This window comes from Myxococcus sp. CA023 (genome assembly GCF_010998615.1).
Taxonomy (GTDB): domain Bacteria; phylum Myxococcota; class Myxococcia; order Myxococcales; family Myxococcaceae; genus Myxococcus.
In genome coordinates this window covers 53,090-70,214 of the sequence record NZ_JAAEAH010000052.1, presented here as the reverse complement: position 1 = coordinate 70,214, position 17,125 = coordinate 53,090, and the positions used below count along the sequence as shown (strand labels likewise).

15 protein-coding genes are annotated in these 17,125 nt (G+C 67.7%); 8 read left to right on the top strand and 7 right to left on the bottom strand.

The annotated features are described in order from the left end of the window. Positions 1 to 296 precede the first annotated feature (296 nt). Positions 297 to 1,337: a hypothetical protein gene (locus F8M74_RS22785; RefSeq protein ID WP_228560859.1), complete on the top strand. Its 1,041-nt coding sequence runs from the start codon at positions 297 to 299 to the stop codon at positions 1,335 to 1,337. Positions 1,338 to 1,365: 28 nt separating this feature from the next. On the opposite strand, the gene F8M74_RS22780 is transcribed toward F8M74_RS22785, so the two are convergent. From F8M74_RS22780 to F8M74_RS22770, 3 genes are all read right to left on the bottom strand, one after another. Further along, complete coding sequence (locus F8M74_RS22780; protein ID WP_141258734.1) at positions 1,366 to 2,175, bottom strand: metallophosphoesterase; 810 nt, start codon at positions 2,173 to 2,175, stop codon at positions 1,366 to 1,368. A gap of 93 nt (positions 2,176 to 2,268) precedes the next feature. After that, positions 2,269 to 2,832, bottom strand: a complete 564-nt coding sequence (locus F8M74_RS22775) for a hypothetical protein (protein ID WP_228560861.1) — start codon at positions 2,830 to 2,832, stop codon at positions 2,269 to 2,271. Positions 2,833 to 2,967: 135 nt separating this feature from the next. Continuing rightward, on the bottom strand, positions 2,968 to 3,918 hold the full coding sequence (locus F8M74_RS22770) for an alpha/beta hydrolase (RefSeq protein ID WP_141258733.1): 951 nt from the start codon (positions 3,916 to 3,918) through the stop codon (positions 2,968 to 2,970). Between the two features lie 168 nt (positions 3,919 to 4,086). Between F8M74_RS22770 and F8M74_RS22765 the strand changes: the two genes are divergently transcribed. From F8M74_RS22765 to F8M74_RS22750, 4 genes are all read left to right on the top strand, one after another. Beyond that, entirely contained in the window at positions 4,087 to 5,010 is a 924-nt protein-coding gene (locus tag F8M74_RS22765; protein ID WP_141258732.1) for an oxygenase MpaB family protein, read from the top strand. A 200-nt stretch (positions 5,011 to 5,210) separates the two neighbouring features. Further along, positions 5,211 to 5,600, top strand: coding sequence for a hypothetical protein (locus F8M74_RS22760; RefSeq protein WP_141258731.1), 390 nt, complete (start codon positions 5,211 to 5,213; stop codon positions 5,598 to 5,600). Positions 5,601 to 5,821: 221 nt separating this feature from the next. Further along, positions 5,822 to 6,043: a twin-arginine translocation signal domain-containing protein gene (locus tag F8M74_RS22755; protein ID WP_141258730.1), complete on the top strand. Its 222-nt coding sequence runs from the start codon at positions 5,822 to 5,824 to the stop codon at positions 6,041 to 6,043. Positions 6,044 to 6,116: 73 nt separating this feature from the next. Next, positions 6,117 to 8,564 (top strand): ABC transporter permease, encoded by a 2,448-nt coding sequence (locus tag F8M74_RS22750; protein ID WP_141258729.1) that lies wholly within the window; start codon positions 6,117 to 6,119, stop codon positions 8,562 to 8,564. 57 nt (positions 8,565 to 8,621) lie between these two features. Here F8M74_RS22750 and F8M74_RS22745 read toward each other — a convergent pair whose 3' ends face one another. The 4 genes from F8M74_RS22745 to F8M74_RS22730 all read right to left on the bottom strand — a co-directional run bounded on the left by F8M74_RS22745 (position 8,622) and on the right by F8M74_RS22730 (position 13,703). Continuing rightward, entirely contained in the window at positions 8,622 to 10,676 is a 2,055-nt protein-coding gene (locus F8M74_RS22745) for a radical SAM protein (RefSeq protein WP_141258728.1), read from the bottom strand. A 139-nt stretch (positions 10,677 to 10,815) separates the two neighbouring features. Further along, the gene (locus tag F8M74_RS22740) at positions 10,816 to 11,088 is read right to left on the bottom strand and encodes a hypothetical protein (protein ID WP_162295138.1); all 273 of its coding nucleotides are present in this window, start codon (positions 11,086 to 11,088) and stop codon (positions 10,816 to 10,818) included. 238 nt (positions 11,089 to 11,326) lie between these two features. Beyond that, entirely contained in the window at positions 11,327 to 11,779 is a 453-nt protein-coding gene (locus F8M74_RS22735; protein ID WP_240462304.1) for a hypothetical protein, read from the bottom strand. 442 nt (positions 11,780 to 12,221) lie between these two features. Next, positions 12,222 to 13,703: a hypothetical protein gene (locus F8M74_RS22730; protein ID WP_228560207.1), complete on the bottom strand. Its 1,482-nt coding sequence runs from the start codon at positions 13,701 to 13,703 to the stop codon at positions 12,222 to 12,224. A 361-nt stretch (positions 13,704 to 14,064) separates the two neighbouring features. Here F8M74_RS22730 and F8M74_RS22725 point away from each other — a divergent pair, with 361 nt between their 5' ends. From F8M74_RS22725 to F8M74_RS22715, 3 genes are all read left to right on the top strand, one after another. After that, complete coding sequence (locus tag F8M74_RS22725; protein ID WP_141254694.1) at positions 14,065 to 14,388, top strand: hypothetical protein; 324 nt, start codon at positions 14,065 to 14,067, stop codon at positions 14,386 to 14,388. Between the two features lie 192 nt (positions 14,389 to 14,580). Further along, positions 14,581 to 15,960, top strand: a complete 1,380-nt coding sequence (locus F8M74_RS22720) for an NAD(P)/FAD-dependent oxidoreductase (protein WP_216619638.1) — start codon at positions 14,581 to 14,583, stop codon at positions 15,958 to 15,960. 170 nt (positions 15,961 to 16,130) lie between these two features. Beyond that, on the top strand, positions 16,131 to 17,117 hold the full coding sequence (locus tag F8M74_RS22715) for a siderophore ABC transporter substrate-binding protein (RefSeq protein WP_141254696.1): 987 nt from the start codon (positions 16,131 to 16,133) through the stop codon (positions 17,115 to 17,117). The last annotated feature ends 8 nt before the right edge of the window (positions 17,118 to 17,125 follow it).

Here is a 17,125-nt window from a genome sequence, read left to right as displayed (position 1 = left end):
ATAAAGATAGATTATTTGATGCTATTCATACGATTACCGTATCATTACTTTTTTTTTTGAGATGTGTAGAAGAGACAGCCCGCGCCCCGGGCTTGGAGGTGGCGGGGTCGGCTGCAGGTGAGGGCGAGGGGGTCCTGGCGTGGACGCGTCCGCTGGTACTGGGGGACAGCGAAGCGCCACATGCCGTGGTGGCTCCTGACGGGGACATCCTCGTCGCGGCGACCTACCGTGAGCCTCTGGACCTTGGGGGAGGCCCCCTGCCTTTCAACCACGTATCAAGAGCGCCTCACCTGCTGATGGCGCGCTTCTCTTCGGAAGGCACCCTGCGCTGGGCGCATGGGCTGACACCGGAGGCAGACACCGCGCGCGCACACGTGGGCGGGCTCGCCGTGGATGGCGAAGGCAACGCGTGGCTGGGCGGCGTCTCCGCCGGCTTCGCGCTGGGCGCGGCGAAAATCCCGCCTGGAGCCTTCCTGGCCCGGCTGTCGCCCCAGGGCGCGCTGGAGCGCGTGCGGAACTTCGACGGCACGGGTGCGCTCACCGTCAATGCGCTCGCGCCCGACGGCACTGGCGGAGTGGTGCTGGTGGGAGACTTCCAGGGCCAGCGCTCCGCCTTCGCGGTGAGCCTGGACGCCAGCGGCCGGACGCGCTGGAGCCGCACCTGGGCCGCGGGGGGCGAAGGCATGGTGACGGCCCGAGCCGTGGCGGTGGATGTCTTTGGCGGCGTGCACGTCGCGGGGGCCTATGCGGGTTCCGTCTGCTTTGGCGGGCCGGCGCTCGTCACGGTGCGGCAGCGCACGCCTTTCGTGCTGAAGCTGTCTTCGGACGGCGAGCACGCCTGGAGCCGGGATTTGCGCGGCACCGAGGGCACCGCCCATGCCCTGGCGGTGGGCCCCGACCGCGTCTTCGTCGGTGGGAACTTCTCCGGGCGCTTCTACTTCCAGGGGAAGCCTCACACCTCCAGCGGCTATCAGGGCTTCGTGACTGTCTTTGATACCCATGGCAAGGAACGCTGGGCGCGCTCCTTCGCGGCCACCGCCACCGCGCTGGCCACGGATGATGCCGGGCAGCTTACCCTGGCAGGCGCGCATGATGGCGGGCTGGATTTGGGCGGCGGCGGCGTGCCCGCGGGCCTCTACGTGGCCCGGTTCCACCCGGAGGACGGCGCTTCGCTCTGGGTGCGCAGCTTCACCAGTCCAAGCCCCACCCTGGCGCGCACGGTGGCGGTGGATTCGAGCGGCTACGCGGTGGCGGCGGGCGCGTTGGCGCGCTCGCTTCCAGAAGGCACGCCCTACCCTCGCCCGCGGGATGGATTCCTCCTGCGACTGAGGCCCTGAAGGGGAAGCCGGCGCGGAGCCCGCGCCTTCAGCACGTGAGCAGCACGGCCCTGCTGTCCACATTGAGGACCTGGGGCCCCGCGGGCAGCGCCACCAGCGGCGTGTTCCAGTGCGCGTGGCCACAAATCACCAACAGGTCATCACGGGCCGGCAGGCCCTCCCGGATGGCCGCGCTTCCACGCATGCGCGTTCCAGGCACATCGGGTCCCTGGTGAAGCACCAGCAGCTCCGGGTCCTGCCGTATGACGTCACGAAGGCTCCGAAGAAACGCCTCTTCGTCGCGTCGGCCGGGTTTGTCCGGACGGCCAATGATGCCGCTCACGCCGCCCACCCGAAGCCCATCCACATCCACCACGTCGCCATCGAGCATCTTCTGCTCCGGACGCTGGCGGAAGAACTGCGCCCACTCGCGCGCGGTGCCAAAGTTGTCGTGATTTCCCGCCACGCCCGCCACCCAGCGGAAGTGCTGTCCAAAGGCATCCCATACGGACCGCACGTCCCCTGATGCCCCCCGCACCAGCGCGGTGTCGTCGGAGAACAGGTCCCCCGCCAGCACCACGCCCGTGTGCTCGAGCGGGGGCAACATGCCCTCCGCACTCAAGCACGCGAGCCCATCCGCCAGGACTTCTCCCAGCAGGGCCACCGCGCCTCCCAGCAGCGCGCGAGGCGCCACTCCCTGCAGGTCCGACGTCACCACCAGGGCATCCAGCCCCGCTGGCAGTGCGTCGACCTTCCCCTGCAGGAGGGGCAGGTTCTGGGTTTCGGTTCCACCTCTGGGGGCCGCGGAGAGGTAGGGCCACAGGTACAACGGCTCCGCTTCGAGCTTCAGGATTCGCATGGCGCCCAGGGTCGCCCCGGGCAACGCCTTCCTGACAGCCCCGGCTGGGGCCACGACCTCAGGCCCCAGCGAATCAAATACCGCAGACAGCGATTAGAACAGCCGCAGCAGGGTCAGCGAGACGTTCGCCGTGGCGGAGTGCACGCCGCCGAGGATGCACTGGGTCACCCCGGGCACGGACGACACGTCCATCGTCTTGATGGCGAGCGCGTTCTCATACCGGCCGCTGGAGACCCGGCCCAGCAGCGTCACCATCGTCATCCCCACCGGCCGCACATCCGCCCCACCAATGAACTCGATGACGCTCTGCGAGCCGTCATTCCAGGTCACGGTGTTCTGGGTGGGCACGCTCGCCAGCAGACAGCTCGCCGCGCCATTCCCGGTGATGGTGAACGAACCAAAGGCAATCCCGGGGTTCGTCGCGTCCAGACAGGACGAGAACCGCCCCGAGCCCGTCACGTTCACCGGGCGGGCAAAGAGCGAGATGGCCGGCGTGTAGTTCTGGCTCTGGTTTCCCTGCGTGCACTCGACCAGGGTGAACTCGGGTGGGGGAACCTGCGCGAACGCCGCCGACGGAGCGACCGTGAACGCCAGCGCGGCAATACCACTCACGCAACTGGCAACAGCGAATGAGGAATTGAGAGACAGACGCTTCATGACGGCCTCCAATGCAGCGGGGGGGAGGCGCCAAGATTGAGAGGCAGCCGTCATGCAGCCATTGCCTCGGAGAGCTGGCGCCCGTCATGCGCTCGCCAGTCTCCTCGGCCGGCTCTCAGAAAATGAAAGGCTGGCTCAGTTCGCGTGCAGCCACTCGCGCAGCTTGGTGGTAGTCAGCGCGATGGCGCCTCGCGTCGCCGGCGTCTGCGCCAGCGCGTTGAGCATGACGAAGTCGTGATGCGTCCCCAGGAAGCGGACCTGGGTGACGTTGACACCCGCCTCGGAGAGCTTCGCCGCGTAGGCCTCGCCCTCGTCACGCAGCACGTCGTTCTCGTCGGTGATGACCAGCGCGGGGGGCAAGCCCTTGAGCTGGTCCAGTGATGCCCGCAGCGGGGACACATGCGGGTCCACGCGCTTGCCGGCCTCCGGCAGGTAGGCATCCCAGAACCACTTCATCGCCTTGCGCGTCAGCCATGGCCCCTCCGCGAACTCCTGGTAGGAGCCGTTGTCGAAGTTGGCGTCGGTGACGGGATAGAAGAGCACCTGGAAGCGGATGGACGGGCCCCCGCGCTCCTTCGCGAGCATGCTGACGACGGTCGCCATGTTCCCTCCGACGCTGTCTCCCACCAGCGCCATGCGGCGGGCATCCACGTTGAATTCGTCCGGGTGCTCCGCCACGTACTTCGTCGCGGCATAGGCCTCTTCGATGGCCACGGGGAACTTGTTCTCGGGCGAGCGGCCATAGTCCACGAACACCGCGGCGACGTTCGCCCCCTTGACCAGCTCCCGCACCAGCCGCTCGTGCGTCCTGGCATCTCCCATCACCCAGCCCGCGCCGTGGACGAACATCAGCACCGGCAGGCGCTCCTTGCTCCCCTTCGGCCGGAAGAGCAGCGTCCGGACGGAGCCCCTGGGCCCCACGGGCAGCTTGCGCTCCTCCACGTCCGCGTCCGGCATGGACACTGGAATCGACTGCGCCTCGAGGAGGACTTCCCGTGCCTGCTCTGGCGTCAGGGTGTACAGCGGCGGGCTGTTCGAGGCCGCCAGGTCCGAGACGAACTTCTGCGTGGAAGGGTCCAGGTTCATGCGCGCTGCTCCTTGGTCCGGCGCCCGGGGACGGACGCCGCCGGAAAGGTGCCAACCCGGGCGCGAGCGTCACCAACCGTGCGGGCAAGGACCCGGCGCGGCGCCAGCGGGCGCGGCAGGCCCTGTCTGGGCTAGACTCCGCGTTGGCATTTACAAGAGGAGCGATGGATGAACCGCTTCGCGCTGCGCGACCTCACGGACCACCTCGACGCTCAGACCCAACACGAGGACATCGTCCGCATCCTCGCCACCCGGGAGTTCCCCTGGGACGTCGAACAGGCGCTCAGCTTCGCGCTGTTCCGCACCTACGCGGTGCCCAGCATCGGCGTCCTCCTGCACGACACGGGCGAGTTCACCCAGCGCACCCAGAAGCGCTACGACGACACCGTGCTCATCCTGGACACCATCCTGGAGCACGGCATGGCCAGCCAGGAAGGCCGGAGCGCCTTCCGGCGCATGAACCAGATGCACGGCGCCTATGACATCTCCAACGATGACATGCGCTACGTGCTCTCCACCTTCGTGGTGATGCCGGTGCGCTGGATTGCGGACTTCGGCTGGCGGCCATTCACGCCGCATGAAGTGACGGGATGGACGAACTACTACCGCGCCGTCGGCCGCCACATGGGCATCCAGGACATCCCGGAGACCTACGAGGGCTTCACCTCGCTCATGGACGGCTACGAAGCCACGCACTTCGCCTTCGACGCGCGCAGCAAGGCCGTCGCGGACGCCACCCTGGAACTGCTCACCACCTTCCCGCCGACGAACCTCGCGCCCAAGCGGCTGGTCACCCTCTTCGCGCGCACGCTGATGGAGGACGCCCTGCTGGATGCGTTCCACTACCCCCACCCGTCCGGCCTCAGCCGCAAGGTGTTCCGCCTGGCGCTCAAGGCGCGCGGCACGTTCGTACGCTACGCGCTGTCTCCAAAGAAGGAGCCCGCCTACGCCCGGCAGCGCGCGAACATCCGCAGCTACCCGAATGGCTACGCCGTCGAATCCTTGGGAACCTTCCCCAGGACATGTCCCGTGAAGCATGGCGCCGCCGCGGAGGGCTCGCCTCAGCGCGCGCCGTCCAAGGGTGGCCCCTGAAGCACCCGGCGCCCCACAAGGGCAGCCGCCAAACCAGCCTGCGCGACTTCTTCCAACGCCTGCGGCCACCCTCACACACAAGCCGCAGATTGGCGCCATCGTGGGATAAAAAGCGCGAGCAGGAAACTCTCACCCACATACCCCGACAATCATTTCAAGAAACACATCGCGGGGCCGCGAAGGCCCACGGGGGAAACGCCATGTTCAAGGTCAAGCAGAACCACACGTTCCAGAATCCGATGCGGCAGCAGATCGACCAGACCACGCAGGGCAAGCAGAGCGACTACGCCCACGCGGTCGGCGGCGTGAACCAGATTCTCGACCGGCACAACATCGGCATCTCTTCGCGCTCCCAGGCCAGCGTCATCGACAACGTGAAGAAGGTGGAGACGGGGGAGCGCAGCGAGGTCAACGCCCACCAGCGCGAGGCCCTCAACTTCGGCCGGGACGCCTTCGAAAGCGCCACGAAGGGCAACTACAAACAGGCGGGCGTGGAGGCCTTTGGCTCCACCGTCAATGGACTGGCCTCGCTGTTCAAGTCCATCTACACGGAGACGCCCAGCGAGAAGCAGGGCATCGCTCCCCACTGAGGTGACGCGCCCCGTGAAGCCCCCACGCCCCGTGCTCGGGACTGGGGGCTTCACAGTCAGGTGATGAGCGCCCGGCGAATCGCGGCGCCATCCACCGCGGACCTCCGTGCCGCGGCGGCATCCGGTTGACACACCACGGTGTCACCGACACGGTCCATCCTCTACCTTGCCGGATGCGCGCGCCCGCGAGCCCGCCCGGCCCGGACTTCCTGGAGGAAGACATGCGGACTCGACGCCAATTCCTTTCCGCCGCCGCCACCGGGGCCGCCGCGTTCGCCGCCGCGCCTTCCGTCGTCTCCTCCGTCATTCCTGGAGCGCGCACGCCCGAACAGGTGAAGGCGAACGTGCAGTCCATGACGGTCGCGATTCCAGACGCCTTCTGGGAGGCACTGAAGAAGGAAGGGTTGATTGCGCGGGACGCGCCCGTCCCCTCCAACGCCTGACCACCGCCACCTCTGGGCTTGGGCACATTGCCGGGTGAGCTGTTTTTGCTAGGCTTACCCGCGCGAGGTGGACATGGCCCGTATCGCCGACGGAGTGGGGGACATCGCGAGCGACTTCAAGTTCGCGGCGCGGATGCTCCGGAAGGACCCGGTCTTCACGCTGGTGGCCGTGTTGTGTCTGGCATTTGGGATTGGCGCCAACGCGGCCATCTTCAGCGTGGTGGACGCGGTGCTGCTCCGCCCGCTGCCCTACCACGAGCCAGGGCAACTCGTTCGCCTCTTCGAGACGACACCGGCGCGGGACCCGAATTGGCTGGGCTCGGTGTCGTGGCCCAATTACCAGGACTGGTCCACCCAGCTCCCCTCGCTGGAAGGCGTGGCCGCCTACGAGTTCCAGGGCCGCAACCTGATGACGCCCGAGGGCGCGGAGCGGGTGAACGTGGTGGCGGCCACGGCCAACCTCTTCCAGCTCCTGGGAACGCAGCCCAAGCTGGGCCCCGGCTTCGCGCCCGGAGATGACCAGCCTGGGGCCGCGCCCGTCGTCGTCATCGGTGAGGGCCTGTGGCAACGCCGCTTCGGAGCCGACCCGGGCCTCGTCGGACGCACGCTGACGCTGGACGGGCAGCCGCACACCGTGGTGGGCGTCCTGCCCACGGCGGTGGGCTTTCCCGCGGGAGCCCGGATGGAGGTCTTCATCCCCTTCGTCCCCTCCGCCGACCGGGTGGACAACCGGGGCTCGCACTTCCTGAGTGTCCTCGGGCGGCTGCGCCCGGGTGTCCCGCCCCAGACGCTCGCCGCGGAGCTGAAGGAAGTGGCGCGCCGCATCGAGGAAGAGCACCCCGCGCAGCAAGCCGGGCGGAGCGCCACGGCGGTGTCCCTGGCGGAGACGGTGACGGGCAACGTGCGGCCCACGCTGCTGCTCCTGCAGGGCGCGGTGCTGCTGGTGCTGCTCATCGCATGCGCCAACGTGGCCAACCTGCTGCTCGCCCGGACCTCCACGCGGCAACAGGAGATTGCTGTCCGCTTCGCATTGGGCGCGAGCCGGGGACACATCGTGCGGCAGCTCCTGGTGGAGAGCCTGCTGCTGTCGCTGCTGGGCGCGCTGCTGGGCGTGCTCCTGGGCGCCTGGGGTGTGAGCGCCATGGGCAACCTGGTCCGGGCGTCCTTCCCACTCACCGGGGACCTTCCCCTCAACGGACGGGTCCTCGGCTTCCTCCTGCTGATATCCGTGGGAAGCGCGCTCACCTTCGGCCTGACACCGGCGCTCCAGGCCACGCGCACGCCGCTGCGCGTCAGCCTCGCCGAGCCAGGGGCCAAGCAGTCTCCGTCGCGCGCGCACCACTACTTTCGCGGCGCGCTCGTCGTGACGGAGGTGGCCCTGTCGTTGGTGCTGCTCGTCGGAGCGGGGCTGCTGCTGCGAGGCTTCGTGAAGTTGCTGGGCACCGAGCCCGGGCTGGAGCCGCGCCACGTCCTCACCGCCCACCTGCCCATCACCCCGAACCAGTACCCCCGTGAGGAGGTCGTCGAGCGCCTCTTCCAGCCCATCCTGGAGAAGGCCCGGACGCTCCCGGGCGTGGAGTCCGCGGCGCTCATCTCCCTCCTGCCCATCCAGACGGCGTGGACCAGCGGGGACTACGCCGTGGAGGGAGAGCTGCCGGCGGAGCCGGGCAAGACGCTGTTCGCGGAGTTCAGGACGACCAGCCCGGACCTGTTCAAGTCGCTGGGGATACCGTTGCTGGCCGGCCGCGACTTCACCGAGGACGACGGCCGCGGCGCCGAGCAGGTCGTCATCGTCAACCAGGCCCTCGCCCGCCGGCACTTCGCGGGAAGCGAGGCCGTGGGACGCCGGCTGCTCATCGGGGGCCAGCCCGTGGAAATCATCGGCGTGGTGGGAGACGTGCGGCAGGCGGGCCTGGACCAGCAGCCCCTCCCCGAGGTCCACCTCCCCTACAACCATCCGCGCTCCACGCTCTGGTACTTCCAAGCGGTGACGCTGGTGCTCAAGACACACACGGCGCCCGCTGGCGTGGCGGCCACACTGCGCGGCGCGGTGCGCGCCGTGGACTCCGAGCAGCCGCTCTACAACATCATGACCATGGAGGAGATCATCCAGCAGTCCGTGGCGGGACGGCGCCTGAGCCTCACGCTCCTGGGCGCGTTCGCGCTCATCGCGCTGGTGCTGGCCACCGCGGGCCTCTACGGCGTCATCTCCTACCTCGTCTCGCAACGCACCCAGGAGATTGGCATCCGCATGGCGCTTGGGGCGCCTCCGGGCCGGGTGGTGCGGCTGGTCATGGACCAGGGCATGAAGATGGCGGGATTGGGAATCGGCGTGGGGCTCGTCGCCGCCTTCGGACTGTCCCGCTACATGGAAAGCCTGCTGTACGGCGTCAGCGGGACGGACCCACTGACCTTCGGCGTGTTCGCCCTGTTGCTGGGCGGCGTGGCGCTGCTGGCCACCTGGCTGCCCGCGCGCCGCGCCTCCCGCGTGGACCCCATCATCGCCATCCAGAAGCGATGACGGGGCGCTGTCCCTCGCGCCCTGGGCCTCCAGGAGCGAGGGACACGGGCGCCGGCATCAGGACGCTTCGCGCAGCGCTGTCAGCTCCACCACGTCCTCGGGCACCGGGTCCAGCGCGGCCGACAGCGCGGGATAGGCGGAGAGCAGGTCCTCCACCTTGGCGCCGAACTGGAGCCACCCGACGATGCGCACCGCGTCCTCGTTGGTGATGCACACCCGGCGCAACCGCCGGTTCACCACGAAGTGACGCTTGCCCTCGGGCGTGTCGAACGCATACCCCCGCAGCAACTCCGCCGCGGAATAGCCCCGGTCCGAATCCTCGACCTCGGCGAAGGCCTTCTTCAGTGCGTCCCGCCCGTAGCGGCTGAGCAGCAGCAGCAGGTGCTCCCGGTCCACCCAATGCCCGTGCTGGTAGACCTTCCGCTCGCGCTTGAGGCGGTTGTAGCGCTCCAGCACGGCCTGCGCGCCAGCCGCGTCCAGTCCCGTGGCGGGCTCGTACTCATAGAAGAGGTCCAGCACGGTGTCCGTGCGCGGCTTGAAGGCCTTCACGCCGAACTGCTCGGGCGACAGGTGGATGGGCGCGTTGTGCTCGAAGACGAAGGTCCCCGTTCCCTCCGAGTGCAGGATGTCCGAATGCCCCAGCAGGAACTGGACGGTCTCCTCCGCCTCGGCCTCCGTCTCCGTGGGGAAGCCGAAGAAGTTGAAGGTATGGCTCCAGATGCCCGCGTCGTGCGCGAACTGGAGATTGTCCACCATCACCTTCTGCGTGTTGTTCTTGCGCATGTGGCGCTGCACGCGCTCGGACGCCGTCTCCAGCCCGATGTAGAGCGAGCGGAAGCCGATGTCGTGCATGTTCTGGAAGTCCTCCCGCGTGAAGTACTTCTCGAACTTGTAGAGCGCGGTGAAGAAGTAGCGCCCCTTGGGGACGGCGGGCGGCAACATGCGGAAGAGCTTGGGCGGCAGCGCCTCGTCGTTGAACGCGAAGTGCCGGACGCCATGGCGCGCGTTGAGCACCTCCAGGTCCTTGGCAATCATCTCGGGCGCGCGCATGCGGTAGCGGTCGCCGTAAATCATGCCGTGGTAGCAGAACGCGCACTTCCCCCAGTAGCAGCCGCGCGTCGTCAACAGCGGCAGTACAATCTCGGGGGACAGGTACTCGTCCAGCGGCAGCCCCTCGAAATCCGGCGTGGGGACCTCACTCATGGGCAGGGAGTCCCCCAGCGGCGTCAGCACCAGGTTCTCACCCTCCATGAAGGCGAAGTTGGGCGGGCGGTCTCCCCGTGGGTCTTCCACGGACAGAAAGCGGTCCAACGGGCGCTCGCCCTCGTACCGGCAGATGAAGTCGAAGCACCTGCCGAACAGCTGGGTGACCCACGTGCTTTCCTTCTCCACCAGGCGGGAGAACACGCTCCCCCCCACCAGCACCGGGACGTCCGGATGACGCTGCTTCAGCACACGGCAGAGCGTGAGTCCCGCGACAATCTGCTCGGTGCCGATGATGGACACGCCGAAGTAGCGGGGCAACTGCTTGACGCTCGCGACCTGCTCCTCGAAGAACGCGATGAAGGGGTTGGCGTTGCGGTTGTCGATGAAGGCGAGCAGTGACGGAATGGAGCCCAGGACGTCGCCGTCCTGGAGTGACGTCGTCCCAACCTCGATGACGGGCTCCGCCGCGGAGAACGCCGCGAGCAGCGCCTTGAGCGCGTCCACGCTGTCCTTGAAGCTCTCCACCGTGCCGTAGGTATCGCCGGTGCGCAGCCCCTCCACCTGGACGATGAGCTGCTCATACTCCTCCAGCGTCGCCAGCGCCTGCAGGCACCGGGCGCGGTAGAGGCGATGCTCATCCGTCAGCGCCTCGATGAAGCGCTCCAGCCGCGCCCGCGCCAGGGGCAGGCGCGCCCGGCTGATGAACCAGCGGTAGAAGACGACGTTCCAGTCGTCCTGGTGGACGCGGTGGCCCTTCTGCTCCAGGTAGGCCTTGAGCGACGGGGTGCTCAGGAAGGGCTGGAGCGGAGACCACTGCGGAGGGAAGACCAGATGAAGGTCCGGTCGCGAGCTGTCGCGGGCCTCCTGGGGGGTGTCACCGGGCCGCTGCGTCAAGGGCGTTTCCATGGGCCAGAACCTCCATGTGCTGGGCTGAACCGACAAGGCTGTGCGTCATCGCGCCGGGAGCGCTCCCATGAATTGAATGCCCCCGAAGAAGCGCTGCCTCCCAACAGGAAGGCAGCGCTGACAACAGACTTCGGTGGAGCTATGCGAGGCCCAGGTCCGCGACGAGCGACTGGAGCATCACCGGCTTGCCGCTGGCCATGGTGCCAGGCTTCACGACCTGCTGCTGTTGCTGCTGCTGTTGCTGCTGGACCTCGGTCGTCGGGAAGCTGACGTTGTTGACGCCAATGGTGTCATTCACCACGGGCGTCAGGGTCGCGGCGTTGCTGGCGAAGGCTCCGAAGAGCACCGTCAGGGCAGCCGGTGAGGCGAGTGCGCGAATCGTACGACGAGAACCCTTCTTCGAGTCGTCCATGCGTACCTCCGGGGGTGTTGTTTTTGTCTGCGACCCGTTCAGGTCTTCACGCCTCACCTGTCCGGGCGTCTTGATTGTTCATGACCTCCTCATGACATATCAAGACGCGACCCAGCAAAAACAGACGCCCCACCATCACCATGACTGGAATGACTTTGTCAGACGCCCGGAACGGCGAACGCGGGCCTCCGGCGTACCGGGGCCTCGCGACGGGTTGGAGACGGGCGGCGCCGGGGACTCAGGGCGTCGGGGGCGGAGGCGGTGGGGGCGGCTCCGGCGTGGGAGGCAGGGCCAGCCCCGGGAACTCCGCCGCCGTGCCCGTGAATACCAGACGCGTGCCGCCTCGGAGGACCTCGAACTCGAAGGACGAGGGCGCTCCGGTGCGCCAGACGAAGAGGATGTCCGACGGGCGGGAAATCTGCTTCGTGTTGATGCGCACGATGACGTCGTTCTTCTGGAAGGGCCAGAACGCCACCGGAGAAGACTCGGTCACGACCACCGCGCTGATGTCACGCACCGTCTTGAGTTCGACCACCAGGCTCGCACCATTGGCCTGCATGGAGACACGGTCCGTCGAGGCACTGGTGCTGGCGGAGTTCACCGTGGCCGCCCTTTCACGCGAGGAGTTCGCGGCATGACTCGGGCCTGCGCTGGCCACGAGCAAACCCAGAATCAGGATGGGACTGTTCACAGGCGACCTTCCTTGTGGGAGTGGGCTGCGGGACGACGAGAGGAGCGGCGCCGGCCCCGGGCCTGTCGCACGGCTCGGCGGGGCCCTGCCTTTTCAGACCACCGGCATGGACGACAGGCTTCATGGCTGCGACATGAAGCAGCGCACGAAGAGATAATCCAACCACAACTACCGGTCAAATCACGACAGCTCATCTGTGAACACAGCCATTTCACACCAACACGACGAGGCGCGCAACGAAACGACTCTCGTTTGGATCCTCCCGTATTTCCTGGCAAGGGCCAGCCCCATCACCGATGTATGGATGCCTGGTTGTTACATTCCATGTCACAACTGGGACTTTCCCGACACCGGCGGCGACCGCATGCGTCGAGCCCTGCTCCAGGCAGGCTCGGACGCACGCCGCCATCCACCGCCTCACGCCGTCACGGCGCGCATCGCGTCAGCGCACGTGGAGTCCCTGGGTGGGGCATTCCACGTTGGCGGGCATGGCCCACAGCGCGTCACCCCAGGTGTTGGAGTAGGCGCGGAAGAACACGATGCTGCCCACGCGGGTGAAGTCCTCGGGCGAGGAGCCGCCCAGGGGGCTGAGGTCCGCGACGAGGCATGTCCGCTCGGGTGTGCCGTCCGTCACCCAGGGCTCCAGGCCCGTACCGCCCTCGCTCGTGCTGAAGAGCAGCGTCCCGACGCCGGTGTCGAAGAGCGGCGAGGCCCACTCATCGGACGTCGACAGGCCCCGGCTGAGCTCCCGCGTCCCGGCCGCCGTGCCATCCGTCACCCAGAGGCTCACCTCGCGAGGCGCGGGCCCGGGCGTGCCGATGCCCACGGACAGATAGAGCTTCCCGCCCGCGCGCACCGCCATCTGCACGAAGGGCCACGCGCCGGGCTGGCCCGCGTAGCGGTTGGGCAGCGTGGTCACCGTCCCCTTGCCACCGCCCGCGAGCGACACCCTCGACACCCTCAAGGATGTCCCTTCCCCGACAACGGACGACAGATAGACGTGCCCACCCAGGGCCCCCAGCAGCCGGACATCGCCACCGAAGGACTCCAGGCGCACGGTGCCGCCCGGAGTCCCGTCCGTCTTCCAGACCTCGGTGATGGACCCCGAGTCCCAGAAGGTGAAGACACTCACACCCGTCTCGGTGTGCTCCCAGCCGGAGATATAGATCCTCTCCGCGTCCAGACGTTTGAGCCGCATGGTTCCCGCGGCCGTTCCATCCGTCCGCCACAGCCAGGTGCCCGCCCTCGTGCTGCTCACGGTGAACAAGCGCGCCCCCGCCACCCCCAGCGACCGTGACGACACCTCCTGCTCCGGTCCGTAGGCCATGAGCTGGAACGTGCCCACCTCCGTCCCATCGGAGCGCCACAGCGACACCCCGGCTCCCGCGGAGGGACTCCGGAAGAAGGTCAGCACGTCCCCTGCCTGTCCCAAGGAGTACAGCGAGGAACTGGCGGTCCCCGGCTCGAGGTCCTTGACGAGCCGCGTGCCCGCTCCCGACCCATCACTGACCCACAACTCCCTTCCAAATGGTGGCGCATTCACCATGAAGAAGAGGCGGGCGCCCACCGACGTGAACTCGCTCAGTCCCTGGTAACCCGGTCCCGGCGCGATGAACTCCTTCACAGGCACGGTGCCCACGGAGGTCCCATCACTGCGCCACAGGGTGGCGCGGTCTCCGTAAAGGTCCGACCCGAAATAGAGCGTGCCCTGCACGTTCGTCAGTGAGTCTGGCACCGGCACGCTGGGGGACGGGAGCGGCGCGCCCGGAGGCAGGATGTCCTTCACCTTGTAGACGGTGCCCCCGGGAGCACAGGCTTGTGCCTGGACCCGCGCTTCCCCGGTGGCGGCGCTCACGTCCTCCTCGACCCCACCACAGCCCAGCATCCCCAGCCCCGCGAGAACACACCAACTTACAACACGCATGTGCACCACTCCTCTCCGCTCCGAAACCGGGGGACGGTGGGAAGCAGGATGGCGAACGCCCATTGCCCTGGAGGGCAGGTCACGTCAGGAAATCCGACAAGGCGTCTGGCCAAGGCAGCGCGCTCGGGTCGATGGAGACGCCCATCTCCCGGTTCTTCAGGTGCTGACGCGATGAATCGACTGCTGTTGGGAGCCTCCTTCGACGTCCAGTGCGACCGCGGCGGACCGGGCTGTGGCATCCGTGCTCCCGACGGGAAGTGCTGGTGCGGTTGTCCTCCGCGGCAGCACTCGGCACGTGCTTTCAGAGAAATCCTGCGATGGTGCATCATCCATGGATTCCACTCCTGGAAGGAGCCGAGCCATGAATGCCTCCCGTCTCATCGCCTCGCTGACCGCGTGTCTCTCCCTGTCGCTCATCGCCTGCGGAGGCGGAGAGGCCGACATGGACGTTCCCGAGGGTGAGGCCCCTATCAGCGTCGAGCAGGGACTGGGCTACCCGCCTCACTGCCCCAATGGAGACCTCATCTACTGGCTCGAGAACGTGCAGGCCTGTACGGCGAAGTGCGGAAACACGCGTCAGAACGGCCAGCCCGCGACCCAGTACGCAGCGTGCCAATCCAGCATGGCGAGCACGCGCACGCTCATCAACGTGCGTTACTGCATCCCCGACTGCGAACTGCTTTGAGTAGACGCCAAGCCTGGGCAGCGCGTGCGCATTCCAACGACACACGTCAGACCCACGCCATGAAATGTCCCCACTGATGGCGACTGGTTTCGGGAGAAGGCCTTGCCTTCACCCGAAGCGGGCCCATCGGATGGAACGCAGGGGGCCTGAAACGTGGACGTGCCTGGACATCGCTTTGGACGTGCCGTGGTCATGGGCGGCAGCATGGCGGGGCTGCTGAGCGCCCGCGCGCTCGCGGACCACTTCGAGAAAGTCATCATCCTGGAACGGGACCCGCTCCCCGGCACGCACGCGGCGCGCAAAGGTGTTCCCCAGGGCACGCACGTCCACGTGATGCTGGACGCGGGTCACCGCCTCCTGGAGCGCTTCTTCCCCGGCCTCCTTCAAGACCTCCAGGACCAGGGGGCCGCGCTCATCGATTCGAGCCGGGACGTCGCGTGGCACCACTTCGGCGTCTGGAAGTCGCGCGACCCCCAGGGCCTTCCCCTGCTGGTGTGCACGCGTCCCTTCCTGGAATGGCACGTGCTGCGCCGGGTGCTGGCGCTGCCCAACGTCGAATTTCACGGCGGCGTCTCGGTCGAAGGGCTGCTCACGGACGCCTCCCACCAGCGCGTCACCGGCGTGCGATTGAAGAAGGCCGGCGTGGAGGAACCGCTGGAGGCCGCGCTGGTGGTGGATGCCACGGGCCGGGGCTCGCGTGCGCCCCAGTGGCTGGAGGCCCTGGGCCATGCACGTCCCGAAGAGGAACAGGTGCGGGTGGACCTCGCGTACACCACCCGCCTCTACGAACCTCCCGCGCACCGCCAAGAGGACTGGAAGGTGCTCATGCAGTACCCGTGTCCGCCGGTGAACTGGCGCGCCGGCTTCATCTCCCGCGTGGAGCAGGACCGCTGGATTGTCACCCTCAATGGGTACTTCGGTGAGCACGCGCCCGCGGACGACGAAGGCTTCCTCGCGTTCGCCCGCTCACTGCCCCAGCCGGACCTGTATGCCTGCCTGCGGGAAGCCCGGCCATTGGGACCGCTCACGCTGCACAAGGTGAAGGAGAGTCGCTGGCGGCACTATGAACGCCTCGCGCGCTTCCCGGAGAACTGGGTCATCGTCGGTGACGCCGTGTGTGCCTTCAACCCCGTCTTCGGCCAGGGCATGTCGGTGGCGGCCCAGGGCGCTGCGCTGCTTCACGCCTGCATCGAAGAGCAGGCCAGGCGCTTCCCCACGACGCTCGACGGACTCACCCAGCGCTTCCGCAAGCGCCTGTCCGACACCATCCGCCTGCCCTGGTTCATGGGCACGAACATCGACCTGCAGTACCCGCAGGCCGTCGGCCAGCGGAAGCCCGGCGTGGGGGTGCTGCACTGGTACATCCGGCGGATGATGGAGCGCAGTTCCCAGGACGCCGCCGTGCACCGACAGTTCAACCGCCTCCTGCATCTCCAGGCGGGGCTGGGCGCCGTCCTCCAGCCTTCGGTGGCCCTGCCGGTGCTCGCGGATGGCGCCCGCGCGCTCTTCATGCCCCTGCATGCGCGGGCGAACACAGACATCCGCCCGGCCCGGCCCACCTCATCTCCATGACGGACCGGCGCGCGAATGCACGCGGCCGCCGAGCCGTTCCGCGAAGAAGTCGAGCAACTCCAACCTCCTCGCCCCTCAGAAGAAACACCCAGGCTTTGACGGTGCGGACGTAAGCATCTATGATGCGCAACTGATTCGCAGAATCAAAATCACCCTTTCCAGCGACCACCGTGAGTCCATCCAACAGGCGTTCCCTTCCGCTCTTCGCCCTGCTTTCCGTCGTCGTCGTGCTGGCCGTCCTGTGGGTGGGCGTGAGGTTCCAGCGCCCGGACGCCGCCGCGTCCACCCCCGCCGAGGAGGCTGTCGCGCCGGAGGGCCGGACGGTGACGCACGGACAAGGCACCACCGTCGTCCCGTTGAAGCCGCGGCGGGTGGTGGTGTTCGACCTGGTGGCGCTGGACATCCTCCAGGCCCTGGAGGTGGACGTCCACGGCGTGGCGGGAGACATGTTCCCCCAGCACCTGACCCAGTTCCGTGACGCGAAGTACCCGCGCATGGGCACCCTGTTCGAGCCTGACTACGAGGCACTCCAGGCCGCGAAGCCGGACCTCATCATCACCGGGGGCCGCTCCAGCGCGAAGTATTCGAACCTCTCCCGCATCGCGCCCACCATCGACGTGCCGATGAGCGGCAAGGACTACGTCGCCTCGGTGATTGCCAACACGGAGATGCTGGCCAGCGTCTTCGGCAAGGAGGAGAAGGCGCGCGGCCTGATTGAGGACCTGCGCAAGTCGGTGGCGGACCTCCAGCAGGTGACGGCGACCCGCGGCAAGGGCCTGGTCGTGCTCGTCACCGGAGGGCGCATGAGTGCCTATGGCCCGGGCTCGCGCTTTGGCGTCATTCATGGTGACTTCGGCGTGCCCGAGGCCGCCGAGGGTCTGCGCACCTCGCTGCACGGCGAGTCCATCAGCGCGGAGTTCATCCGGGAGAAGAACCCCGACTGGCTGTTCGTCATCGACCGAGACGCCGCCACCGGTCAGAAGGAAGGCAATGCCCGGCAGGTGCTGGACAACGAATTGGTGCGGCAGACGACGGCCTGGCAGAAGAACCAGGTCGTCTACCTGGACCCCGGCGTCACCTACCTGACCGGCGGCGGCATCCAGTCCGTCAAGCAGCTGCGCGACCAGGTCGCGAGCGCCTACGCGCAGGCCCAGTAGTCCATCCC